Raw genomic sequence first — 23,904 nt, 5'->3', positions numbered from 1 at the left:
GCTTCTACGCACCCACCGCCCGCCTCGGCACCCCCGACGACTTCAAGTACCTCGTCGACACCCTCCACCAGGCCGGCATCGGCGTGATCATGGACTGGGTGCCCGCCCACTTCCCCCGCGACGACTGGGCACTGGCCGAATTCGACGGCCGCCCGCTGTACGAACACGAGGACCCGCTCCGCGCCGCGCACCCCGACTGGGGCACCCTGGAATTCGACTACGGCCGCCGCGAGGTACGCAACTTCCTGGTCGCCAACGCCGTGTACTGGTGCGAGGAGTTCCACATCGACGGCCTGCGGGTCGACGCCGTCGCCTCGATGCTCTACCTCGACTACTCACGCGAACAAGGCCAGTGGACCCCGAACGTGCACGGCGGACGCGAGAACCTCGACGCCGTCGCCTTCCTCCAGGAGATGAACGCGACCGTGTACCGGCGCGTGCCGGGCGTCGTCACGATCGCCGAGGAGTCCACCGCCTGGGACGGAGTCACACGCGCCACCGACCACATCGGACCCGGAGGCTTCGGCGGCCTCGGCTTCGGACTGAAGTGGAACATGGGCTGGATGCACGACTCGCTCGGCTATGTCTCGAAGGAGCCCGTGCACCGGAAGTACCACCACAACGAGATGACGTTCTCGATGGTGTACGCGTACAGCGAGAACTACGTCCTTCCGATCTCGCACGACGAAGTCGTCCACGGCAAGCGGTCGTTGGTGTCGAAGATGCCGGGTGACTGGTGGCAGCAGCGGGCGAATCTCCGGGCATATCTGGGCTTCATGTGGGCGCATCCCGGTAAGCAACTCCTCTTCATGGGACAGGAGTTCGCGCAAGGAGCGGAATGGTCGGAGAGTCACGGGCCGGACTGGTGGCTGCTCGATCCGGCGTACGGCGCGGAGGCGGATCACCGGGGAGTACGCGACCTGGTCGGCGACCTGAACTCCGTCTACCGCCGGGCTCCGGCGCTCTGGGAGCGCGATACGGATCCCTCCGGGTTCTCCTGGGTCACCGGTGACGCGGCGGAGGACAACGTCTTCGCGTTCCTGCGCTTCGACGCGGCGGGCTCGCCGCTGCTGGTGGTGTCCCACTTCTCGCCGGCGGTCCGGCACGAATACCGGGTCGGGGTTCCGGCCGACATCCCCGCCTGGCACGAGTGCCTGAACACGGACTCCGCCCGCTATGGCGGCAGCGACGTCACCAGTCCCGACCCGCTCAAGCCGGACGCGCAGGGCTGGCACGGGCGCCCGGCGAGCATCCGGCTTACGCTGCCGCCGCTTTCTACGGTGTGGCTGCGGCCGGCATAGGACGGTTGGTTTCGCCCCCGCCGCCCCTACCCGTCCCGCCCCGGGGCGCTGCCCCGGAACCCCACTGGGGGCTTGCGCCCCCAGACCCCCATCGGCCTGAACGGCCTCGTCCTCAAACTCCCCCAGCTACCGCTGGGAGGTACCCCCAGACGGGCTGATTGATGCCGGCCTCGGCTGCAAAGACTCAGCCCCGCTGCAGAGACTCAGCCCCGCTGCGAAAACCAGCCCGGCAGCGAAAATCAGCCCGGCCGCGCAAAATCAGCCTGACCGGCAACAAATCAGCTGGTCCGGCAACAAATCAACCGGGTCGGCGCAAAATTGAGCCCGTCCGGCGATTGAGGACCGGGGGTCCGGGGGCTGGCCCCCGAAACGGGGTCCGGGGCGGAGCCCCGAGCGGGTGCCAGGGGCGCGGGGGACTGCGCGAGCAACCACAACGCACCCGCACCCGGAAACCGCACAACCAGCGGAGCGTGGACGCGTTGCCTTGACGCCGGCGTCAAGGATTACCGTCGCTGCATGCGAATCGGCGAGCTGGCCGCACGGGCCGGGACCACGACGCGGACGCTGCGTTACTACGAGTCGCGGGGGCTGCTGCCCACGCGACGCGGCAGCAACGGATACCGGACGTACGACGAGGACGACCTGAAGCTGCTCCGGCAGATCCGGACGTTGCAGGACTTCGGCTTCGAGCTGGAGGAGACGCGGCCCTTCGTGGAGTGCCTGCGGGCCGGCCACCCGGAGGGCGACCTGTGTCCTGCGTCGCTCGCCGTGTACCGGCGCAAGCTCGGTGAACTGGATGCGCTGATCGGCGAGTTGCAGGCCGTACGCGCGCAGGTCTGCGAGCAGCTGGTGAAGGCGGAGGCGGCGCGCGACGAGCTGGCGGCCGGGGCGGAGGTTCCGGGCGGCCCGGAACCCGTATGCGAGCTGGGAGGGCGGACGCGGTGATCAAGACAGAGGGTGTGGCCGAAGTGACGGACGCGGACTTCGAGGCAGAGGTGATCGGGGCCAAGCTGCCCGTGCTGGTGGAGTTCACGGCGGACTGGTGCCCGCCGTGCCGGCAGATCGCGCCGGTGCTGAGCGCCGTCGCCTCCGAGGAGCGCGACCGGCTCAAGGTGGTTCAGCTGGACGTGGACACGAATCCGGAGATCACGAACGCGTACGGGGTGCTGTCGATGCCCACGCTCATGGTGTTCCGGGGCGGCGAGCCCGTGAAGTCCATGGTGGGAGCCAGGTCGAAGCGTCGGCTCCTGGAGGAACTGTCCGACGTGCTCTGACCTCACGGACGTCACGAAACTCACCAACGAAGAAATCCTCCGCAGGCAATTGCCTGCGGAGGATTTCTTTGCGTATATTTAATGGTTCGCGACTTCACGGAAATTGGGTCGCGGAGAAGTTCAGTAGGCACAGTATATCGGGCCGGGAGTGGAATTGTCAAACAGCGATTTTCCGGACGATGAATTCCGCCGGGAGCAGGAATTCATCGACGGGTTGTACGCGCGCGTCGACGCCCTGCGCGGCGGCACCGAGGCCTCCGTGGCGGACGCGCTCGCGCAGGGCCACACGCCGCAGCAGGCCCGCCTGGAGCGGGACATCCTCGTCGCCGAGCGCTCGGGGCTGCTCGCCGCGCTGAACGCGGTGGACGGTTCCCTCTGCTTCGGCCGGATCGACCTCACCAACGGGACCACCCACCACATCGGCCGTATCGGAATCCGTGCCGACAACACCGAGCACACCCCGATCCTGATCGACTGGCGGGCCCCGGTCGCCCGCCCGTTCTATCTCGCCACCGGCCATACGCCCATGGGCCTGCGCCGCCGTCGGCACATCACCACCGAGGGCCGCGCCGTCACCGCCCTGCACGACGAGATCCTCGACCTGGGCGACCAGGAACGCACCGGCCACGAGGACCCCAGCGGCGACGCCGTGCTGCTCGCCGCCCTCAACTCCGCGCGCACCGGCCGTATGGGCGACATCGTGCGGACCATCCAGGCCGAGCAGGACCGCATCATCCGCGCCCCGCACCGCGGCGTACTGGTCGTGGAGGGCGGCCCGGGAACCGGCAAGACGGCCGTGGCCCTGCACCGCGCCGCGTATCTCCTGTACGAACACCGGGAGTTGCTCGCCAAGCGGGCCGTCCTGATCGTCGGCCCGAACCCGGCGTTCCTCGGCTACATCGGCGAGGTCCTGCCCTCGCTCGGCGAGACGGGCGTGCTGCTCTCGACCGTCGGCGAGCTGTTCCCCGGCGTGCACGCGACCGCGAGCGACACCCCCGAGGCCGCCGCCGTGAAGGGCCGCGCCGACATGGCGGACGTCCTGGCCGCCGTCGTACGCGACCGTGAGGCCCTGCCCGACCCGGTGATCGGCATCGAGCACGACCGGGACATCCTGCTGCTCGACGACGATCTCGTACGCGTCGCCCGTGAGCGCACCCGTGAGGCACGGCTGCCGCACAACGCCGCCCGCGAGGTCTTCGAGGGCCACATCCTCAACATCCTCACCGACATGGTCGCCGAGCGGATCGGCACGGATCCGTACGACGGCTCGAACCTGCTCGACGCCAGCGACATCACGCAGATCCGCGACGAACTGGCCGAGAATCCCGAAGTCTGGTCGGCCATCGACCAGTTGTGGCCGCGCGTCACCCCGCGGCGGCTCGTCGCGGACTTCCTCGCCGAGCCCGACGGCCACGTCCCCGAGGCGGACGCCGACGCCATCCGGCGCCCGGTGACGCGCGCCTGGACCACCGCCGACGTTCCCCTGCTCGATGAGGCCGCCGAACTCCTCGGCGAGGACGACCGGCCGGCGCGGGCCGCGGCCGAGAGGGAACGCGAGCAGCAAGTGGCGTACGCGCAGAGCGTGCTGGACATCTCGTACGCGTCACGGACCTACGAGTTCGAGGACAAGGAGGAGGGCGATCCCGAGGGGGCCGAGGTCCTCTCCGCGCACGACATCATCGACGCCGAGCGGATGGCCGAGCGGCACGAGGAGGACGACCACCGCAGCGCCGCCGAGCGTGCCGCGGCCGACCGTACCTGGGCGTTCGGGCACATCATCGTGGACGAGGCGCAGGAGTTGTCGCCGATGGCTTGGCGGCTGCTGATGCGGCGCAGTCCGACGCGTTCGATGACGCTGGTCGGGGATCCGGCCCAGACGGCCGACGCGGCGGGCGTCGGCTCCTGGTCGGGCATCCTCCACCCGTACGTCCAGGACCGCTGGGAGCACACCCGCCTCGCCGTCAACTACCGCACTCCGTCCGAGGTCATGGACGTCGCCGCGGCCGTGGTGCGCGCCGAGGATCCCGGCTTCGAGCCGCCGAGTTCGGTGCGGTCGACGGGCGTACGGCCCTGGGCGCGGGCGACCGACGACCTGCCGGGAGCCGTGGCGAAGGCGGTCGCGGAACTGACCCCGGAGGAGGGACGGCTGGCGGTGATCGCGCCCCGCGATCTGCACCGGGCGCTGGCCGCACGTCTTGACGGCGTCACGGCGGGCGGGGAACCCGACCTGACGCGGTCCGTCGTACTCCTCGACCCCCGGCAGGCCAAGGGCCTGGAGTTCGACTCGGTGCTGGTGGTGGAGCCGTCGCGGTACGGCACGAGCGATCTGTACGTGGCGCTGACCCGGGCCACGCAGACGCTCGGAGTCGTACACACGGGGGAGCTGCCGCAGGCGCTGGCGACGGCCTTCTGAACGACCCGGCTTTGCGGGTGTATTCCGGCATCTGCCGCATACATCACCGAGTCGTAACAGTTGGCGTCATGGTCACAGCTTGTGCACGCGCGGTGCGGTATGCGTGTTCGCATGAACCCTCAACCATCCGCCGTGGCCCCGGACGGGGCGCCCCCGCTCGAGTCGTTGCGCGTCGAGCCACTGCTGACGTCGGCGTTCGACACGGATCCGGCCGGCGTGTACGCGCAACTGCGGCGTACGTACGGTCCGGTGGCGCCGGTCGGTCTCATGGGCGTACCGGTGTGGCTGGTCCTCGACTACCGCGAGGTCCTGGAGGTGCTCCGCAAGGAGAGCGTGTGGCGGCGGGACATCCGGTACTGGCGGGCGCGGGCGGAGGGGCGGCTGCCGCAGGACTGGCCGCTGCTCGCCGGGTACGAGGTCCGGCAGACGATGTTCATGGACGACGAGGAGCATCTGGCCGCCCGGCAGACGTATCACTCGGCGCTCGGTCCGTTCCAGGACGCCCGTACGCCGCAGGGCTGGGAGCTTCGCTCGGCCGTCGTGTCGTACGCGGACGAGCTCGTCGCCATGCTGGCGGCGGAGTCCGGTACCGCGGGGTTCATGGACCTGGCCGCGCAGTACACCAGACCCCTGCTGCTGATGGTCACGACCCGGCTGTTCGGCTGTCCCGTCGAACTCGGCGACGAGATGGTCATGGACCTGTGGCGGATGCTCGACGGCGGCCCCGACGCGGGGCCCGCCACCGGACGGGCGCTCGCGGCCATGACACGGCTGGCCGCGCATCGGCGGGCCGTGCCCGGCGACGACCTCACGTCCTACCTGCTCCTCGCCGATCCCTCCCTGTCCGACGAGCAGCTCGGCCGGGAGCTGTTCATGAACGCGGTGTATCTCAACGACATCACCGGCAACATGGTGTGCAACACGCTGCTGGAGGTGCTGCGCGGCAACGCCACCGTCCGGCGGAGCCTGTCGGCCGGCCTCATCGGCGAGACCGTCAACCGTGCCGCGCTGGCCAACGCGCCCGTGGCCAACATGTGCTTCCGCTTCGCGGCGCGTGATGTGCGGCTCGGCAACTTCTGGATCCGGGCGGGCGATGCGGTCTCGCCGTCCGCGGCGGCGGCCCATCAGGATCTGATGGCGATCGGGTCCCACCTCGTGGACTCCACGGTGAGTACGCGGGCGCATCTGGGGTGGGGCGCGGGGCCGCACCAGTGCCCCACCGCTGCCCGCGAACTGGCGGGCGCGGTGGTGGCCACGGCGGTCGGCCGAATCTTCGACCACTTCACGAAGGTCGAACTCACGCTGCCCGCCGACCAGTTGCCGTGGCGGTCGGGGCCGGTCGTGCGGGGGCTGCGGCTGCTTCCCGTCCGCTACGAACTCGGCGCGGGCCATCCCATCGTCGGTCAGGGGCCGCCGCCGCGTGCTGCCGCGAACGGGGCGCCGGACTCCTCGCACGCGTCCAGGCGCCATGCGAGGGGGTTGCTGGCGGCGCTGCGGCATCTGATGTGGGGGACACGAAAGGGGGGTTGAGGGGTTGGTTTCGCCCCCGCCGCCCCTGTCCGTCCCGTCCCCGGGGCTTCGCCCCGAAGCCCCGCCAGGCGCTCCGCCCCTGGACCCCGCTGGGGGGCTCCGCCCCTGGACCCCGCTGGGGGCTGCGCCCTCAGACCCCCATCGGCCTGAACGGCCTCGTCCTCAATCGCCGGACGGGCTGATTTTCAGCCCGTCCGGCGATTGAGGACCGCGGGTCCGGGGGGCTGGCCCCCGGAACGGGTCCCAGGGCTTCGAGCCGCCCTTCCAGCGGAGCGCCCTGTCAGGGCTGGTCGGCCACGGCGGCGGTGAAACGCGCCAGGAGTGCCACGACCGCGGCACGCAGCTCTTCTCCGCCCTCGACGCGGAAGGCGAACGGCAGCCTCGCCAGCCATTCCTGCGCGTACATGGCTGGGTTGCGAGTGCTGCCGACCAGAACGCATCCGTCCGCCAAGGGTTCAAGCCGTCCCATGGGCGGCCGGATCCAGGGGGCCACCTCGGTCAGGGGAAGGTCGAACACCACGCGGGTGGAGAACTCCCATCCGAGGCCCAGGTTCTCCTCCAGCACCGCCACCGGGTCGAGACCTTCGGGTAGTTCGAACCCGTGCCCGGTCCGCCGGACCGCGCGGACCCGGTCGACCCGGTAAGTGCGGATTGCGTCCGCGCGATGGGAGTGGCACAGCAGGTACCAGCGCCCGTAACGGACGACGAGGGACCAGGGATCCACCTCCGCCTCCCACTCGTTGCCGACCTCGCTGCGGTACGTGACCAACACGCGGTGCCGGGCCGCGACGGCACCGACGAGCTCGCTGGTGATGGCCGGATCCGGGCGGGCCGAGTTCGGGTCCGGTGCGGCCGACGCGTACTCCCGCAGCATTGCCGCATGTTGGCCGACGCTCTCCGGCAGCGCCTTGACGACCTTGCCCAGGGCGGTGCTGACCAGGTCTTCGGCACCGGCCGCGCTCGGCTGGCCGCTGAGTACGGCCATCACCAGGCCGAGGGCCTCGGCCTGCGTGAAATGCACAGGGGGCAGCCTCGTCCCGCGCCCCAGCCGATATCCGCCATGCGGCCCCCGGGCCGACTCCACGGGGATGCCGGCCTCTCGGAGTATCCCGACGTATCGGCGCGCGGCTCGCTCCGTGACGCCCAGCCGGATGGCGAGTTCACCGGCCGTCGTACCGGGGCGGGCCTGGATGATCTCCAGGGCGCGCAGTGCTCGCGCGGTGGGGCTGAGATCGTTCGGCACGGGAGCAGGCTAATCCGCTCCGCTGAGCTCCAGGGTCAAAAGAGTCCGCGGGATTCCCCAGCCCCGTGGGGCGAGGGTGGCCGGGGCTGGTTCCCAGACTTGGCCGCCACCGGACTTCGCCCAGGGCGCTTGGGTGGTCGCCGGACAAACCGGCAGTGGATTGTCCGGATCTCCTTCTACGGTGACATCCGTGAAGCAGAAGAAGGGGAACTGACCATGAACATCCTGCTCATCGGCGGCCTGTGGCTGAACGGATCCGTGTGGGGCCGTGTCGCCTCCGCGCTGGAGGCGCTCGGCCATCGCCCTGTGCCACTCACCCTCCCGGGCCAGGGGGACGGCTCCGCATCCGCCACGCTCGACGACCAGGTGGAGGCGGTGCTCGCCGCTGTGGACGCGGCGCCCGGCAAGCTCATGGTGGTGGGGCATTCCGCCGCCTGCTCGCTGGCCTGGCTGGCCGCCGACCGGCGGCCGGGGCGGCTGGCCAAGGTCGCCCTCATCGGCGGCTTCCCGTCCCCCCACGGTCAGCTGTACGCCGACTTCTTTGAGGTGAGGGACGGTGTCATGCCCTTCCCGGGCTGGAGCCCGTACGAAGGGCCGGACGCCGCCGACCTCGACGACGAGGCCAGGCGAGAGCTGGCGGCTGCCGCGATCCCCGTGCCCCAAGGCGTGGCCAAGGGCGTGGTGCGGCTGGCGGACGACCGGCGGTTCGACGTCCCGGTCGTGGTCGTATGCCCGGAGTTCACGCCCGCGCAGGCTCAGGAGTGGATCAACGCCGGCGACGCCCCGGAGCTCGCCCGGGCCAAGCACGTCGACTTTGCCGACATCGACTCGGGCCACTGGCCCATGGTCACCAAGCCTGCCGAGCTGGCCCGGATCCTGGCTGCGGCAGCCGACGCGGCCTGACGGTCCCGGAGCTCTCGATGTTCACTCCGGCATAGAAACTCAGGCCACAGAGTCACAACCAGCCGCTTTCGATACAGGCCCTAGTCCTCCTCGACCAGCCAGTCCTCGTCGGCCTCGTCCTGGTCGTCCTCGTCGTCGGGGTGCTTCACGCCCAGGAGGCGGCGGGTCAGGCGGTCGCGGTCCGACAGCAGCTCGTCGACCGCTGCCCGGAGGTCGGCCGTTTCCGTGCGGTCCGCCTCGCGTTCGGCGGAGATCAGTACGGCCCGGCGTACCAGCTCCTTGGTGAAGGAGGCCGTCACGCCCTCGGTGCGGGTGACGATCTCCTCGGTGATGTCCTTGCCGAGGTCGAGGCCGGCTCCGTACAGGCCGAGGAGGCGGGCGCGGCCGTCGGCGTCCGGGAGGGGGATCTCGACGGCGAGGTCGACGCGGCCGGGGCGCTGGACGAGAGCCGGTTCGAGGAGGTCGGCCCGGTTGGTGGTGAGGAGGAAGGCCACGTCGGCGTCGTCGCCGAGGCCGTCCATCTCGTTCAGCACCTGGAAGAGCAGAGGCTGTGCGCCGCCGTCGAAGTCGCGCGCCTCGGCGACCAGGTCGACGTCCTCGAGGACCACGAGCGCGGGCTGGAGCATACGGGCGAGCCGGCACGCGGGGCCGATCGCACCCATGCTCGTACCGGAGAGGACGACGACCGTGAACTCCGGGAGGTGGGAGAGCAGGTAGCGGACGGTGTGGGTCTTGCCGGTGCCCGGCGGCCCGTACAGGAGCAGTCCGCGGCGCAGATGCTGGCCCGCGGCGCGCAGCCGCTCGCGGCGCCGGGCCACCCCGACGACCTGCCGCTCCACCCGCTCCAGAAGACCGGGCGGCAGCACGATCTCCTCGCGCGTCAGCGCGGGCCGGCGGTGGAAGCGGAACGGTCCGAGGCCCTCGTCGAACTCCGAGCCGTCGAAGGAGAGGATCTGCCCGCGGAAGATGTTGTGCTCGAGCATCAGCGCGTCGATGTCGGCGAGCAGCCGGTCCGCGAACGCCTTGTCGGGGGCGAGGACTTCGAGCTCGACCTTGTTGCGTCCGTACTCGTCCGCCGGTCCGCGCAGCAGCAGCGCGAACCGCTCCTCGCCCTCCTGCCCGAGGTACAACCCGAAGGAGACACAGGCGAGTTCGTCGTCCGGGGAGACCGGCAGATGCGCGTAGTCGACGGCTCCGAGCACGAACCGGTCGTACAGGTTCGCCGATTCGAGGATCTCGCCCAGCGTGAGGTCGCCGCGGCTCTCCGAACCGGTCATCCCGATCAGCTCGTGCGCCCGCCCCTCGACGGCGAACCAGCGCTCCAGGGCCAGATGGACATTCGGCAGGTCGTACGGGGGGTAGGCGGCCTTGACCACCGGCTGATCCCCGGGCGCCGTGCCCAGATGCGCACGAAGCCGCTCGGTGAGATCACGACCGCCGTCCCTGCGCTTGGGCCGGGCGACCGCCAGGAGGAACTCGTGGAAGAGACCGCCGACCTCGTCCAACGAATACGGCACCCCGTCGCCCGCCGACCTCTCCTCCGTGCCTGTGACCACCGAGTCGTCCCCCATGCGCACCTCCATACCGTTCCGTCCCACTTACGGCTCTCCAGCCTGGGCCCCGCGCACGGACCGGTCAAAGGCTTTTCCGGCAGCGGGAGTTGGGAGGTGACGGCAAAGACTCAGCCCGGCCACCGAGCTGGTGACCGGGCTGAGCAATTCAACCGGGCGGCTGAGCGACGGGGGATCCACTCAGCCGCCCGGAGTTTCGGGGCCCTATGGGTTTTTCGGAGGGCCCCCCGCGCCCCGTAAGGCGGCGCAGCCCCTAAGGGGCGCGGGGAACTGCGCGACCAGCCACGACGGACCTGCAGACGAAGAACCGCGCTACCCGCGGAGCACTACGCCTTGGCGAGCTCCTTGTCCTCGCCCTCGCGAGAAGCAGCTGCCCCGTTCCCCTCAGCGGCAGCGTCATCGTCGAGAAGCGTCTTCTCGTCGAACGGCAGCTGCCCCGCCAGCACCTGATCGACCCGCTCACGGTCGATCTCCTTCGTCCACGTACCGATCAGCACCGTGGCGACCGCGTTGCCCGCGAAGTTCGTCAGAGCACGCGCCTCGCTCATGAAGCGGTCGATGCCGACGATGAGGCCGATGCCGTCGACCAGGGCGGGCTTGTGCGACTGGAGGCCGCCCGCCAGGGTGGCAAGACCCGCACCGGTGACACCCGCCGCACCCTTCGAGGCGACCAGCAGGAACAGCAGCAGCGGAATCTGCTCGCCCACCGACATCGGCGTGCCCATGGCGTCGGCGATGAAGAGGGACGCCATGGTCATGTAGATCATGGTGCCGTCGAGGTTGAAGGAGTAGCCGGTCGGGACGGTGATGCCCACCACCGGCTTGCTGACGCCCAGGTGCTCCATCTTCGCGATGAGCCGCGGCAGCGCGGACTCGGAGGAGGAGGTGGACAGGATCAGCAGGAACTCACGGCCCAGGTACTTGAAGAACGTGAGGATGTTCAGGCCCGCCACCACACGCAGCAGCGTGGCCAGCACGATGAAGACGAAGAGGAAGCAGGTGATGTAGAAGCCGAGCATCAGCACGGCGAGGCTCTTGAGCGCGTCAAGGCCCGCGGAGCCGGTGACCGCGGCGATGGCACCGAAGGCACCGATCGGGGCGGCCCACATCACCATCGCGAGGATGCGGAAGACGAGGCGCTGGATGTGCTCGACACCGCGCAGGATCGGCTGGCCGGCGTCGCCCATGGCCTGCAGCGCGAAGCCGGCGAGCAGGGCGACCAGGAGGGTCTGCAGGACCTCGCCGCCGGTGAACGCGGAGACGATCGTGGTCGGGATGATGCCGAGCAGGAACTCCTCGGTGCTCTTGGCCTCCGTGATCTGCGCCTGGCCGGTCTCCTTGACCGCCTCGGTGACCGCGAGGCCCGTACCCGGCTCGACGATGTTGCCGACGACCAGGCCGATGCCGAGCGCGACCAGCGACATCACCGTGAAGTAGCCGAGTGCGATGCCACCCACCGCGCCGACCTTCGCGGCCTTCCGCACCGAGCCGATGCCCAGCACGATGGTGCAGAAGATGATCGGCGAGATCATCATCTTGATCAGGTTCACGAAGCCGGTACCGATCGGCTTCAGCTCGACCGCGAAGTCGGGGGCGGCCAGACCGACGGTGATGCCGAGCACCACCGCGATGATCACCGCGATGTAGAGGTAGTGGGTGCGATCCCGCTTGCCAGCGGGTGCGGTAGCTGCCGTTTTTGACGTATTCGTCACGGCTGCCTCCTTGACGTCATCGTCGCATCACCGGCGTGCGGCTCACGTCCGGGGGTTGCGGTGACTATCCCGTGGCCTGTGAGGCCGGTCACCCTTCCGTTCATTTAGTTCACGTGGACGCAACGATGCAGACTGATTCCATGCGTATCCCCCGGCCCCGCAGCCTGGCGGGCCAGCTCTTCGCCATGCAGGCAGTTCTCGTCGCCGTCGTGGTGGCCGGTTGCGCCCTGTTCACCTATGTCAGCGACCGCAGCCAGGCCGAGGACGCGGCCCGCCGTCAGGCCATGGGCGTGGCCAGTTCCGTCGCGGACTCCCCTTCCGTACGGCAGGCCATACGCACCCCCGATCCGACGAAGACCCTCCAGCCGTACGCGAACCAGGTGCGGCGCCACGCGGAGGTCGACTTTGTCACGATCATGAACACGAAGGCCATCCGCTGGACCCACCCCGACAAGAACCAGATAGGGCGGCCCTTCCTCGGCCACACCGAACGCGCCCTCAAGGGCCAGCCGTTCACGGAGACGTACACCGGCACACTCGGCCCGTCCGTACGGGCCGTCACGCCGATCTACGACGAAGGCCGCATCGTCGGCCTGGTCAGCGCGGGCATACGGGTCGAGGCCATAAGCGAGCGGGTGCAGGGGCAGGTGACGGCCCTGTTCGGCGTCGCGGTGGGCGCGCTGGCGCTGGGCGCCGTCGGCACGTACGTCATCAACGCCCGGCTGCGGCGCTCCACCCACGGGATGAACGCGGGCGAGCTCAGCCGGATGCACGACTATCACCAGGCCGCGCTGCACGCCGTGCGCGAGGGGCTGCTGATGCTGGACGGGCAGTTCAAGGTGGCGTTGATCAACGACGGCGGGCGTGAACTGCTCGGGGTGACCGGCGATGTGGTCGGCCGCTCGGTGGCGGACCTCGGGCTGCCCTCCCCGCTGACGGGGGCACTGCTGTCGGCGGAGCCGCGCGTGGACGACCTGCATCTCACCGCCTCCCGGGTGCTCGTGGTGAACACCTCGCCGGTGTCGGGCGGCGAACGCCGGGGCACGGTCGTGACCCTGCGCGATGTGACCGAACTCCAGTCCCTGATGGGCGAGTTGGACTCGGAGCGCGGCTTCACACAGGCGCTCCGCTCGCAGGCGCACGAGGCCGCGAACCGCCTTCACACGGTGGTCTCCCTGATCGAGCTGGGCCGCGCGGACGAGGCGGTCGACTTCGCCACGGCCGAGCTGGAACTGGCCCAGGCGCTGACGGACCAGGTGGTCGCGGCGGTGAGCGAACCTGTACTCGCGGCCCTGTTGCTGGGCAAGGCGGCCCAGGCGAACGAGCGGGGCGTCGAGCTGGTCGTCTCCGGGGACAGCAGCATCGACGACGGCCTGCTCCCGGACTCGCTCCCCGCACGCGACCTGGTGACGGTGCTCGGCAACCTGATCGACAACGCGGTGGACGCGGCCCAGGGCTCGGTCGGCGCCCGCGTCACGGTCACCGCACTCGCCGACGAGTCGGGCCTGGTCCTGCGGGTCACCGACACCGGGGACGGCGTGGACCCGGCCCACACGGAGGCGGTTTTCGAGCGCGGCTGGTCGACCAAGCCGGCGGGTCCGGGAGGCCGGGGGCTCGGACTGGCGCTCGTACGGCAGGCCGTCAGCCGTCACGACGGGACGCTGACCGTGGCGGATGCCGCAGGGGGCGGGGCGTCGTTCGAGGCGCGGTTGCCGCTGCCAGGGGCGAGGCGGGCTACTTCGGAGGAAGCTTCGACGGGGCGGTTTTCGGCCAAGGGGACTAAGGTCCACGCCGAGCCCGAGTCCGAGCTCGAGCCGGCTCCGCAGCCCACCCCGCACGGAGGCACCGTATGAGCACGCCCTCCAAGGACATCCGCGTCCTGGTCGTCGAGGACGACCCCGTCGCGGCGGACGCGCATGTCATGTACGTGGGGCGCGTGCCCGGTTTCACGGCGGTGGGCAAGGCGCACACCGGGGCGGAGGCACGGCGGGCGCTGGACCGGATGCCGGTGGATCTGCTGCTCCTCGACCTCCATCTCCCGGACGGCCACGGCCTGCAGCTCGCGCGCTCGCTCCGCGCCGCCGGCTATCACGCGGACGTCATCGCGGTCACCTCCGCGCGGGACCTCACGGTCGTACGGGAGGGCGTCTCGCTGGGCGTCGTGCAGTACGTCCTGAAGCCGTTCACCTTCGCGACCCTGCGGGACCGCCTCGTACGGTACGCGGAGTTCCACGCGGCGGCCGGCGAGGCCAGCGGCCAGGACGAGGTGGACCGGGCGCTGGCGACCTTGCGCGCACCGGGGCCCGCGGAACTGCCCAAAGGACTGAGCGCGCCGACGCTGGAGCGGGTGACCCGGGCGCTGCGGGACTCCACGGAGGGGTTGACCGCAGCGGGGGTGGCGGAGGCGGTGGGGATATCGCGGATCACTGCCCGGCGGTATCTGGAGCATCTGGTGGACGCGGGTCGGGCGGGACGGAGTCCTCAGTACGGGCAAGTGGGGAGGCCGGAGTTGCAGTATCGGTGGATCAAGGGGTAGACGGTGAGGGGCAGTTGGCACGGCTGCGGCCTCCGGTCCGGATCGGCTCGAATGCCATCGGCGTCCCGTCAAGGGGATGTGAACACCCCGGCGTACACCAGGAATTGGGCACCCAGCCCCGCGACAGCGAGCGCCTCCATCACGGACACCGCCAGCAGGCCCCCGGTGACCTGACCACCGGCCCAGTACACGACGAGCCCCGCCAACGGCACAACACAGAAGGCGAGTAGATCGATCCCGCACTGGATGGCTTTGCGGGAGGCCCTTCGGGAGTCACCGCGGTGGGAGGTCTCCCAGCCGAAGGCGCCCTCAGTACCGGCAAGTTGGGCCAGCCGAGGCCCCAACTCGCCCCGCACGTAGGCCCCGATCGCCGAGATCTTCTCGTCGTTCACGAGGTAGGTCCACCCGAGAACGACACACACCGGCGGCAAGGCGAGCAGCATCGAGGCCTGCTCGGCCTGCGCGGCGGCAGCAACCACGGCGGCCACGACCGCGAGGGTGACGTACAGCAGGTTGTCCCGGAACCCGATCCGCGCCTTCTGCTCGTCCTTCACGCTCTCGTACTCGGCAAGCAGCAACTGACCTGTGGTGACGTCTTGTCCCGGCACGTCTCTGTCCCCCTTCTCGGCGCCCAACGTCCCTGCTGGTCAGGCGACTCGGCAGTACCTTAAGCGGGTGCCGCAGGCTGGAGACACCGCGGGGGATGTTGGTGCCAAGCCCAAGCCCAAGCCACTGCAAGGTCATTGACCTGACTAGACCACCGCTCTTACGTTCACGATGCAGCCAAACTCGGCCACAACGACGTCGGCCAGTAGGAGGTCGTGCCCGTGCGCCCCACAGCCGCTCCTCTCCTCCTCGCAACTCTGCTCGCCGCCACCACTCTCTCAGCCTGCGGCGGCGGCTCCGGAAGCGACCCGGACACCATCGAGGTCTCCTTCAAACAGTCCACGGACAACTCGATCAAGGTCCTGGACACCTACCTGGCCGACATGAAGAAGCAGTTCGAGAAGGCGAACCCGGGCAAGAAGGTCAAGCTCGTCCCGATCAAGGCGCCGGACTCCGAGTACTACACGAAGCTCCAGCAGATGCTCCGCTCCCCCAAGACGGCCCCGGACCTGGTGTACGAGGACACGTTCCTCATCAACTCGGACATCACGAGCGGGTACTTGAAGCCCCTGGACCCGTACCTGGAGAAGTGGAAGGACTGGGACCAGTTCATCGACACGGCCAAGGCGGCGGCCAAGGCCGAGGACGGCAAGACGTATGGCGTACCGGACGGGACCGACACCCGGGGCCTCTGGTTCGACAAGGGAATCTTCAAGAAGGCGGGCCTGCCGGAGAACTGGCAGCCGAAGACGTGGGACGACGTCCTCGAAGCCGCCCGGACCATCAAGCAGAAGGTCCCCGGCGTCATCCCGCTCAACGTCTACACGGGCAAACCGGCAGGCGAAGCCTCCGCCATGCAGGGCTTCGAAATGCTCCTGTACGGGACGGGCAACTCAGCGAGCAAAGACGAAGACCCCCTCTACGACACCGCGTCCAAGAAGTGGATCACCGGCAGCCAGGCCTTCAAGGACGCCCTCACCTTCGTGGAGACCGTCTACAAGGAGAAGCTCGGCCCCAACGTGTCGGACGCCCTCGACCCCAACATCGCGACCCGGGTCCGCGGCGAGTTCCTCCCCGAGGGCAAGCTCGGCATCAACCTCGACGGCTCCTGGCTCCCGCAGGACTGGCTGGAGGGCAGCGGCCACGAATGGCCCGAGTGGTCGGAGAAGTTGGGCCTCGCGGCCATGCCGACTCAGAACGGCCAGGCCCCCGGCAAGGTGAGCATGTCGGGCGGCTGGACCTGGTCGATCCCGTCCAAGGCAGCCAACCCCGACCTCGCCTTCAAGTTCATCGAGACGATGCAGACGAAGGCGAACGCCCAGAAGTGGTACATCTCCAACTCCGGTATCTCGGTGCGGAAGGACGTCGCCGAGGACCCGGAGTACGTGAAGGCGCAGCCCGGCATCAAGTTCTTCACGGACCTGGTGTCCAGTACGCACTACCGTCCCGCCTACCCCGCTTATCCGAAGGTCTCGACGGCGATCCAGGAGGCCATGGAGGGCGTGACGACGGGCGACAGCTCGGTCGAGGAGGCGGCGAGCGGCTACGACGAGGAACTCAAGTCGGCCACGGACAACCAAGTGATCAAAAAGTGAGCGAGAAGCGGGAGTTGAGCGAGAAGCTTGAGCGAGAAGTGAGCAGCCGTTCATGACCGCCGCGCCCCCGGCCGGTCCCGGCGTCGTCAAGACCGCGCAGGGACCGACCGCCCCACCGCCCACGCCGAAGAGCCGCTCCCTGCGCCGCGCTCTCACCCGTGCCCTCCCCGTCTCCCCCGCCGTCGTCCTCCTGCTCCTCTTCCTCGCGGGCCCCATCGCGTACTGCGCCTACATCGCCTTCACGGACCTCCAACTCACCGGCCAGGCCGAGTCGTCCTTCGTCGGCTTCGACAACTTCCGCGACGCTTTCCAGGACGCGGCGTTCCTCAACGCCGTATGGCTGACGCTGGTGTTCACCTTCCTCAGCTCCCTCATCGGCCAGAACACCCTGGGCCTGGCCCTCGCCTCGCTGATGCAGCGCGCGTCAAAGCCCGTTCGCACACTCACGGGCGGCATCGTGATCACGGCCTGGGTACTACCTGAAGTCGTGGCAGGTTTCCTCCTGTACGCCTTCTTCCGCCGCGAAGGCACGTTGAACGCCATTCTGGACTGGCTGCATCTCCCGTCCCAGAACTGGCTGTTCACGCTTCCGATCCTGGCCGTCTCCTTCGCCAACGTATGGCGGGGCACGGCTTTCTCGATGCTGGTGTACTCGGCGGCGCTGAATGAGATCCCGAAGGAGATCACGGAAGCCGCGGAGGTCGACGGGGCGGGCGGCTGGCGCCGCATGTGGCACATCACGCTGCCGATGATCAGACGTTCCATCGGTACGAACCTGATGCTCAACACGCTCCAGACGCTGTCGGTCTTCGGCCTGATCTGGGTCATGACGAGAGGCGGCCCGGGAAACCGCAGCCAGACCCTCCCCCTCTTCATGTACGAGCAGGCCTTCCAGAAAAGCATGATCGGGTACGGGACTGCAGTGGCGCTCTTGCTTCTAGTGGTCGGTTCGCTGTTCTCGGTCGTCTATCTGCGACTGCTGCGGACGGAGGTCTGAGATGCCCGTAGCTCCGACCCTCAAGTCCCGCCGCGCCAACCGCCGTTACGCCGCCGACGCCGGCCTCCTCGTCGTAGCGGCCGCCTTCGTCCTGCCGCTGGCCTGGGTGGTCCTCTCCGCCCTGGACCCGGACGCCAACCTGCAGGTGAAGATCCCCGACGGCCTCACCCTGGACAACTTCGACGCCGTACTCGAACCCGACATCACCTTCACGCCCCTGCTCAACAGCCTGATCCTGTGCGGCGGAGCGACCCTGCTGACGGTCGTCTGCGCGGCTCTGGCGGCCTACCCGCTGTCACGGTTCCGGTCCCGGCTCAACCGGCCGTTCCTGCTGACGATTCTCTTCGCCACGAGTCTGCCGATCACGGCGATCATGGTTCCGGTGTACGCGTTGTTCGTGCAGGTGGACCTGATCGACACCATGCAGGGCACGATCTTCTTCTTCGCGGCTTCTCAACTGCCTTTTGCCATTTGGCTGATGAAGAATTTCATGGACGGCGTGCCGAAGGAGTTGGAAGAGGCTGCCTGGACGGACGGCGCGTCGTCGTTCCAGTCGCTGCTGCGGATCGTGCTGCCGCTGATGGGGCCGGGTGTGGGGGTGGTGACGGTCTTCTCGTTCGTGATGATGTGGGGAAACTTCTTTGTGCCGTTCATGCTGCTGCTGAGTCCGGATCAGATGCCGGCTTCGGTGAGCATCAATGACTTCTTCGGGAATCGGGGGACGGTGGTTTATGGGCAGTTGGCCGCGTTCTCGGTTATTTACTCGACGCCGGTGATTTTGTTGTATGTGCTGGTGGCGCGGCGGTTGGGTGGGGGGTTTGCTTTGGGTGGGGCTGTTAAGGGGTGATGGGGGTGGGTGGCGGGGTGGGGTCCGGACCCTTGTTCGTTCTGTCGGCGGAGTCGCGGGCTTGGGCGGCTTCGGTGGGGGCGTCGGCGCGGGTGAAGGCTTCGGCGGCCTGGAGCCAGCAGGCGCGGGCGTCGGAGGGACGGTGGGCGACCTCGTGGGCGAGGGCCAGGTTGTGGAGGGTTCTGCCTGCCCGGTACCAGTCCTCGAACTCCCGGTAGGTCTCCAGGGCCTTGCCGTACGCCTCGACCGCCTCCCCCGCCCGGCCCGCCTGCCACAGGGCGTTGCCGAGGTTGGTCCACGCGGTGCCCTCGCCATGGTGATCCCCGGCCGCCCGGTGCAGGTCGCGGGCGCGGGTGTGGGCGTCGACCGCCTCCCCCGCCCGGCCCGCCTGCCGCAGGGCGAGGCCGAGGTTGTTCCACGCGATGCCCTCGCCGTGGTGGTCCCCGGCCGCCTGGATCAGGTCGCGGGCGCGGGTGAGGGCGTCGACCGCCTCCCCCGCCCGGCCCGCCTCCTCCAGGGCGAGGCCGAGGTTGCCCCACGCGATGCCCTCGCGGTGGCGGTCCCCGGCGGCCCGGTGCAGGTCGCGGGCGCGGGTGTGGGCGTCGATCGCCTCCCCCGCCCGGCCCGCCTGCCGCAGGGCGCCGCCGAGGTTGTTCCACGCGATGCCCTCGCCAAGGCGGTTCCCGGCGCGGTGGGCGGCCTCCCGGGCGGCCCGGCCGACGGTGATCCAGTCGTCGAAGGACCGCCGCCACTCCAGGTACTCCGCCAGGCATTCGGCCAACCGCACCGCCGTGTCCGCGTACCGCTCCTCCCCCGCCCACTGCACCGCCGCCACCAGCCCCGCCCGCTCCCCGTCCAGCCACCCCAGCGCCTGCGCCCGGTCCACGAACCGCTCCGGCTCCGGCATCCCCGGCAGCCAGCGCAATCGGTCATCGGCGGCCTTCGCCCACCGGTAGTAGAACTCCAGCACCCGCCCCCGGGCCGCCTTCCCTTCCTCCACCAACGCCGCGTCCCCTGCCACCACACCCACCCCGAACGCCCGCACCAGGTCATGCAACCGCCACCTCCCCCGCCCGTTCCCCCGCTCGACGAGATGCGTGCGCGTCAGCGCGTCCAGGGCACGGGTCGGCGGAGCGTCTGCCTCGGTCAGGACGGTGACGACCTCGGTGCCCACGTCAGGCCCTGGGGCAAGAGACAGCAGGCGGAGCAGACGGGCCTGCTCGGGTGGCAGACGTCGGTATGACAGGTCGAAGGCGGCGCGGACACTCCGCTCGCCATCGTCGAGGTGGGTGAGCCGGTCGCGGAACTCGGTGAGTTCGGCGGCGAGTTCGGCGATGGGCTTGTCCCGGTCCAGCACCAGCAGAGCAGCCGCGATCTGGAGGGCCAGCGGCAGATGCCCACAGCGGGAGGCGAGTTCCGCGGCTGCCTCGGCCCCGTCCGCGACGCGGCTGTCGGACGGGTCGGCGATCCACAGGGCGCGGTCGAGGAGGGCGTACGCCTCCTGCGGCGTCAGCTCGTTCAACGGCAGGAGCCGTGCGCCCAGTTGGGGCAACTTGTTGCGAGAGGTGACAAGAAGACGGTGCCGCGTGTCGCCGGGAAGCAGAGGGCGCACCTGCTCCGGTGAGGACGCATTGTCCGCCAGGATCAGCACCGCGCCCCGCTCCCGAGCACGCTCGGCAAGGGTCGAACGGTAGAGCGCGGCCCGTTCGTCCGCAGTGGCCGGGATGTGCTCCGGCGCCGTACCCAACGCCCTCAGCAAGGCCTCCAGCGCCTGGTCCGCCGTAACGGGATCGTCGTCGTACCCGTGCAGGTCGACGAAGAGCACGCCGCCCGGAAACCAGCCCCTCCCGCACGCCTCGTGCGCCGCCTCCACCGCGAGCGCCGTCTTGCCGATGCCGCCGAGCCCGGACACCGCCGCGACCAGCACGGCGGCCGGTCTCTCGGGCGCGGACGGGTCGAACGCGTCCAGCAGCGCACGGAGTTCGTCGTCCCGGCCGGTGAAGCCGACCGCCTTCGCGGGCAGGGCATCCAACGCGGTGGGCGCGGGCCCGTGCTGTGGTACTCCGCCTTGGCGGTGAAGGACCCGGTGAACTCCCCTCCCCGGAAGTCGAGGTGGTCCCCGCCGTACCCGTTCGTCATCGCCCCGTCCCCCGTGTCGCCTCCGAACATCGTTTGAAATCACGGTACGCCGCCACATCCCACCCAACACCCAGTCTGGACAGGCCACTTGGCAGTACCGTAAGAGCGTGCCGGAGACAAAACCCACCGTGGCGGTTCTGACCGCGCTGTCCCTCGAATACGACGCCGTACTCGACCACCTCACGGATGTCGAGAAGCTCACGCATCCGCGCTACGGCACGCGGGCCAGGCGGGGCGGCCTCCCCGGCACCCCGTGGCAGGTCGCCCTGGTGGACATGGGCGAGGGAACCCTCACGGCGGCCACCCTCACCGAGCGCGTGCTGTCATGGCTCGACCCCGAGGCCGTGCTCTTCGTCGGCGTCGCGGGCGGCCTGAAGGACGACATCGAGATCGGCGACGTCGTGGTCGCGACCAAGGTGTACGCCATCCACGGCGGCAAGCAGACCCCCGACGGTCTCCTGAACCGCCCCGAAGCCTGGCGCGCCTCGCACCGCCTGGAGCAGGCGGCCAAGGAGGCGTTGCGCGGGAAGGCCCACTTCAAGCCGATCGCGGTCGGGGACGTCGTCCTCGCGGACAGCGACTCCAAACTCGCCCAAGGCATCAGGGCGAGCTTCAACGACGCCGTCGCCATCGAGATGGAAAGCTCCGGCGTCGCCCACGCCGTCCACCTCGCCGGTGAGGCGGGCGCGTTGATCATCCGGGGCATCAGCGACAAGGCCAACGCGGACAAGTCCCGTGCGGACGCCGGGGGTTCACAGCCCCTGGCCGCCGCGAACGCGGCCAGGGCGGCGGTCGCCGTACTCCACGAGCTGGAACCGAAGCCGACTGCCCCGCAGCCTCGTGACTCCGACCTCCGGGAGGGTCCTTTTCGCAGCTCCACGGACGCCCCCACGTACGGCGGAGACCACCTCGACTTCCGGGGAAGCACCCTCCCCGGCCCCTTCACCGCCAAGTCGGTCGGCCAACCACCGCACGACGACGGACAGTAGCCCAGGCGAAGGCCCGCACCACGGAACCGGTACGCCGCAGCAGTCCCACGGCCCGGTACCCACCGCGACCACCACCCTCCCGCCCCGCCCCCTCGGCTTCACCGGCCGATCGGCAGAAATGGGCCGCCTGCTCCCCCGCCTCGAACCCGCCCCGGACGGAGCCGCCGCGCTCCCTCTCCTCATCTTCGCCGTCACCGGCATGGGCGGCATCGGCAAGACGGCGCTGGCGGTGGAGGCGGCGCACCAGGCCTGCGCGAAGGGCTGGTTTCCCGGCGGCACGCTCTTCGTCGACCTGCGCGGCTACGACGACGCCCCCGTCACCGCCGACCAAGCCGTCCTCGCCCTCCTCGACGCCCTCGGCGTACGTGGCCCGGATCTGCCACAGACGACGGCGCGCCAGTACGACACGTACCGCACCCTCCTAGCCGAGCGACAGGACCGGACGCTGCTGATCCTGGACAACACCTCGGACCCGTCCCAGTTCCTCCCCCTGCTGCCCGGGACGGACCACCACCGGGTGTTGATCACCTCCCGAGACCGCCCGGACACCCTCTCCGTACGCCTCATCGACCTCGAAACACTCGCCCCGGACGACTCCGCCGCCCTCGTGACCCGCGCCCTCCACGATGCCGACGAACGTGACGACCGCCCGTCCCGGGAACCGGACGCCCTCCGCGAACTGACCTCCCTCTGCGGCCACTTGCCCCTCGCCCTCCAGATCGCCGCCGCCATGCTGCGCCGGCGCCGCCACCGCGACATCGCCTCGCTGGTGACCGAGATCAAGGAGGCCGCCGACCCCACCGCCGTACTCGACAACGGCAGTCGCGGCACCGACCTGTACGGCCGTTCGCTCGTTCTCCGCCCGGTCCTGGAGACCTCGTACCGCCGCCTCCCACCCGACCAGGCCCGGCTGCTGCGCCTGCTCGCCCTCGCTCCCGGTACGGAGACGGGCGCGGAGGCCGTGGCCGCGCTGGCCGACCTCGACATGGGGGCCGCCCTGGGCCTGCTGGAGGACCTCGCCGCCACCCATCTGGTTACGCCGGTCCAGGGCGGTGGGGGTCCGGCTTCCGGTGTGCGGTGGCGGTTGCATGACCTGGTGCGGGCGTTCGGGGTGCGTGTCGTGGCAGGGGATGCGGAGTTGGTGGAGGAGGGGGAGGCGGCGCGGGGGCGGGTGCTGGAGTTCTACTGCCGGTGGGCGGATGCCGCCGACGGCCGGTTGCGGTGGCTGCCGGGAAGGCCGGAGCCGGAGCGGTTCGCGGACCGGGCGCAGGCGCTGGGCTGGCTGGACGGGGAGCGGGCCGGGCTGGTGGCGGCGGTGCAATGGGCGGAGGAGGAAAGGTACGCGGATGCGGCGGTGTGGCTGGCCGCATGCCTGGCGCGGTACCTGCACTGGCGGCGGTCCTTCGACGACTCGATCACCGTCGGCCGGGCCGCCCGGGAGGCCGCCCACCGCGCCGGGGACCCCCACCGCGAGGCCATCGCGTGGAACAACCTCGGCAGCGCGCTGCGGGAGGCGGGCCGCGTTGAGGAGGCGATCGACGCCCACACCCGCGCCCGCGACCTGTACCAGGCCGCCGGGGACCACCACCGCGAGCCCCACGCGTGGAACAACCTCGGCAGCGCGCTGCGGGAGGCGGGCCGCGTTGAGGAGGCGATCGACGCCCACACCCGCGCCCGCGACCTGTATCAGGCCGCCGGGGACCACCACCGCGAGGCCCACGCGTGGAACAACCTCGGCAGCGCCCTGGCGGAGGCGGGCCGGGCTGAGGAGGCGGTCGACGCCCACACCCGCGCCCGCGACCTGTACCAGGCGGCCGGGGACCACCACGGCGAGGGCATCGCGTGGAACAACCTCGGCGGTGCCCTGCGGGAGGCGGGCCGGGTGGGGGAGGCGGTCGAGGCGTACGGCAGGGCCCTGGAGATCTGCCGGGAGTTCGAGGACTGGTACCGGGCAGGCAGAACCCTCCACAACCTGGCCCTCGCCCACGAGGTCGCCCACCATCCCTCCGACGCCCGCGCCTGCTGGCTCCAGTCCGCCGACGCCTACACCCGCGCCAACGCCCCCACCGAAGCCACCCAAGCCCGCACGCGGGCCGAAGAGCAGCAGTAGCGCCCCGGCCCGCACCTCACCCCACCTCACCCCCCACCCCCGCATAACCCCGAGCCCCCCGCCAAGGCAAAACCGCCCACATCCGAGTCCCACCCCCAGGCTCCCGAGCCTCCCCGAACCCCCACTCCCCCTCACAAG

18 protein-coding genes are annotated in these 23,904 nt (G+C 70.1%); 13 read left to right on the top strand and 5 right to left on the bottom strand.

The genetic code is table 11. The features are described from left to right. The 5 genes from glgB to ABD357_RS34300 form a co-directional block, all read left to right on the top strand. Positions 1–1,301: 1,4-alpha-glucan branching enzyme (glgB, locus tag ABD357_RS34325; protein WP_344395134.1), on the top strand; the 1,301-nt coding region annotated here is incomplete at its 5' end. 516 nt (positions 1,302–1,817) lie between these two features. Further along, positions 1,818–2,246 carry a MerR family transcriptional regulator gene (locus ABD357_RS34315; RefSeq protein WP_344395133.1) on the top strand — a complete coding sequence of 143 codons (429 nt, stop codon included), beginning with the start codon at positions 1,818–1,820 and terminating at the stop codon, positions 2,244–2,246. After that, positions 2,243–2,575: a thioredoxin gene (trxA, locus tag ABD357_RS34310; RefSeq protein ID WP_344395132.1), complete on the top strand. Its 333-nt coding sequence runs from the start codon at positions 2,243–2,245 to the stop codon at positions 2,573–2,575. Before ABD357_RS34315 ends, trxA begins: the two co-directional genes overlap by 4 nt. 148 nt (positions 2,576–2,723) lie before the next feature. Then, positions 2,724–4,988: a HelD family protein gene (locus tag ABD357_RS34305; RefSeq protein WP_425585129.1), complete on the top strand. Its 2,265-nt coding sequence runs from the start codon at positions 2,724–2,726 to the stop codon at positions 4,986–4,988. 111 nt (positions 4,989–5,099) lie between these two features. Next, the gene (locus tag ABD357_RS34300) at positions 5,100–6,518 is read left to right on the top strand and encodes a cytochrome P450 family protein (protein WP_344395131.1); all 1,419 of its coding nucleotides are present in this window, start codon (positions 5,100–5,102) and stop codon (positions 6,516–6,518) included. 280 nt (positions 6,519–6,798) lie between these two features. Here the strand turns inward: ABD357_RS34300 and ABD357_RS34295 are convergent, their stop codons facing one another. Beyond that, on the bottom strand, positions 6,799–7,761 hold the full coding sequence (locus ABD357_RS34295; RefSeq protein WP_344395130.1) for a helix-turn-helix transcriptional regulator: 963 nt from the start codon (positions 7,759–7,761) through the stop codon (positions 6,799–6,801). Positions 7,762–7,977: 216 nt separating this feature from the next. Between ABD357_RS34295 and ABD357_RS34290 the strand changes: the two genes are divergently transcribed. After that, positions 7,978–8,664, top strand: coding sequence for an alpha/beta fold hydrolase (locus tag ABD357_RS34290; protein WP_344395129.1), 687 nt, complete (start codon positions 7,978–7,980; stop codon positions 8,662–8,664). A gap of 80 nt (positions 8,665–8,744) precedes the next feature. Here ABD357_RS34290 and ABD357_RS34285 read toward each other — a convergent pair whose 3' ends face one another. Next, positions 8,745–10,235, bottom strand: coding sequence for an AAA family ATPase (locus ABD357_RS34285; protein WP_344395128.1), 1,491 nt, complete (start codon positions 10,233–10,235; stop codon positions 8,745–8,747). A 326-nt stretch (positions 10,236–10,561) separates the two neighbouring features. After that, on the bottom strand, positions 10,562–11,947 hold the full coding sequence (locus tag ABD357_RS34280) for a cation:dicarboxylate symporter family transporter (protein WP_344395127.1): 1,386 nt from the start codon (positions 11,945–11,947) through the stop codon (positions 10,562–10,564). 140 nt (positions 11,948–12,087) lie between these two features. Here ABD357_RS34280 and ABD357_RS34275 point away from each other — a divergent pair, with 140 nt between their 5' ends. Together ABD357_RS34275 and ABD357_RS34270 are read left to right on the top strand one after the other, a co-directional pair. Next, positions 12,088–13,800 carry an ATP-binding protein gene (locus ABD357_RS34275; RefSeq protein ID WP_344395126.1) on the top strand — a complete coding sequence of 571 codons (1,713 nt, stop codon included), beginning with the start codon at positions 12,088–12,090 and terminating at the stop codon, positions 13,798–13,800. Further along, positions 13,797–14,483, top strand: a complete 687-nt coding sequence (locus ABD357_RS34270) for a response regulator (RefSeq protein ID WP_344395125.1) — start codon at positions 13,797–13,799, stop codon at positions 14,481–14,483. Before ABD357_RS34275 ends, ABD357_RS34270 begins: the two co-directional genes overlap by 4 nt. A gap of 68 nt (positions 14,484–14,551) precedes the next feature. Here ABD357_RS34270 and ABD357_RS34265 read toward each other — a convergent pair whose 3' ends face one another. Next, positions 14,552–15,091: a hypothetical protein gene (locus ABD357_RS34265; RefSeq protein WP_344395124.1), complete on the bottom strand. Its 540-nt coding sequence runs from the start codon at positions 15,089–15,091 to the stop codon at positions 14,552–14,554. 213 nt (positions 15,092–15,304) lie between these two features. On the opposite strand from ABD357_RS34265, the gene ABD357_RS34260 reads away from it, so the two are divergent. Genes ABD357_RS34260 through ABD357_RS34250 form a run of 3 tightly spaced genes read left to right on the top strand, consistent with a single transcriptional unit; the run spans position 15,305 to position 18,528 of the window. After that, complete coding sequence (locus ABD357_RS34260; RefSeq protein ID WP_344395123.1) at positions 15,305–16,684, top strand: extracellular solute-binding protein; 1,380 nt, start codon at positions 15,305–15,307, stop codon at positions 16,682–16,684. A 52-nt stretch (positions 16,685–16,736) separates the two neighbouring features. After that, complete coding sequence (locus ABD357_RS34255) at positions 16,737–17,681, top strand: carbohydrate ABC transporter permease (RefSeq protein ID WP_344395122.1); 945 nt, start codon at positions 16,737–16,739, stop codon at positions 17,679–17,681. Position 17,682: 1 nt separating this feature from the next. Next, positions 17,683–18,528, top strand: coding sequence for a carbohydrate ABC transporter permease (locus ABD357_RS34250; RefSeq protein ID WP_344395121.1), 846 nt, complete (start codon positions 17,683–17,685; stop codon positions 18,526–18,528). On the opposite strand, the gene ABD357_RS34245 is transcribed toward ABD357_RS34250, so the two are convergent. Beyond that, the gene (locus ABD357_RS34245) at positions 18,518–20,560 is read right to left on the bottom strand and encodes a tetratricopeptide repeat protein (protein ID WP_344395120.1); all 2,043 of its coding nucleotides are present in this window, start codon (positions 20,558–20,560) and stop codon (positions 18,518–18,520) included. The genes ABD357_RS34250 and ABD357_RS34245 overlap by 11 nt on opposite strands. 214 nt (positions 20,561–20,774) lie before the next feature. On the opposite strand from ABD357_RS34245, the gene ABD357_RS34240 reads away from it, so the two are divergent. Continuing rightward, positions 20,775–21,656, top strand: a complete 882-nt coding sequence (locus ABD357_RS34240; protein WP_344395119.1) for a 5'-methylthioadenosine/S-adenosylhomocysteine nucleosidase family protein — start codon at positions 20,775–20,777, stop codon at positions 21,654–21,656. A 118-nt stretch (positions 21,657–21,774) separates the two neighbouring features. After that, positions 21,775–23,766, top strand: a complete 1,992-nt coding sequence (locus ABD357_RS34235) for an ATP-binding protein (RefSeq protein ID WP_344395118.1) — start codon at positions 21,775–21,777, stop codon at positions 23,764–23,766. The last annotated feature ends 138 nt before the right edge of the window (positions 23,767–23,904 follow it).

The organism is Streptomyces vastus, from assembly GCF_039532825.1.
GTDB classification, from domain to species: Bacteria; Actinomycetota; Actinomycetes; order Streptomycetales; family Streptomycetaceae; genus Streptomyces; species Streptomyces vastus.
Note: the sequence above shows the minus strand (reverse complement) of the source record. Positions and strands in the feature narration are given on the sequence as shown.

Excerpts from the sequence above, each read along its gene's own strand:
- ABD357_RS34315 (WP_344395133.1), top strand. The coding sequence starts at position 1,818 with ATGCGAATCGGCGAGCTGGCCGCACGGGCCGGGACCACGACGCGGACG.
- ABD357_RS34300 (WP_344395131.1), top strand. The coding sequence starts at position 5,100 with ATGAACCCTCAACCATCCGCCGTGGCCCCGGACGGGGCGCCCCCGCTC.
- ABD357_RS34290 (WP_344395129.1), top strand. The coding sequence starts at position 7,978 with ATGAACATCCTGCTCATCGGCGGCCTGTGGCTGAACGGATCCGTGTGG.
- ABD357_RS34285 (WP_344395128.1), bottom strand. The coding sequence starts at position 10,235 with ATGGGGGACGACTCGGTGGTCACAGGCACGGAGGAGAGGTCGGCGGGC.
- ABD357_RS34275 (WP_344395126.1), top strand. The coding sequence starts at position 12,088 with ATGCGTATCCCCCGGCCCCGCAGCCTGGCGGGCCAGCTCTTCGCCATG.
- ABD357_RS34270 (WP_344395125.1), top strand. The coding sequence starts at position 13,797 with ATGAGCACGCCCTCCAAGGACATCCGCGTCCTGGTCGTCGAGGACGAC.
- ABD357_RS34255 (WP_344395122.1), top strand. The coding sequence starts at position 16,737 with ATGACCGCCGCGCCCCCGGCCGGTCCCGGCGTCGTCAAGACCGCGCAG.
- ABD357_RS34250 (WP_344395121.1), top strand. The coding sequence starts at position 17,683 with ATGCCCGTAGCTCCGACCCTCAAGTCCCGCCGCGCCAACCGCCGTTAC.
- ABD357_RS34235 (WP_344395118.1), top strand. The coding sequence starts at position 21,775 with ATGGGCCGCCTGCTCCCCCGCCTCGAACCCGCCCCGGACGGAGCCGCC.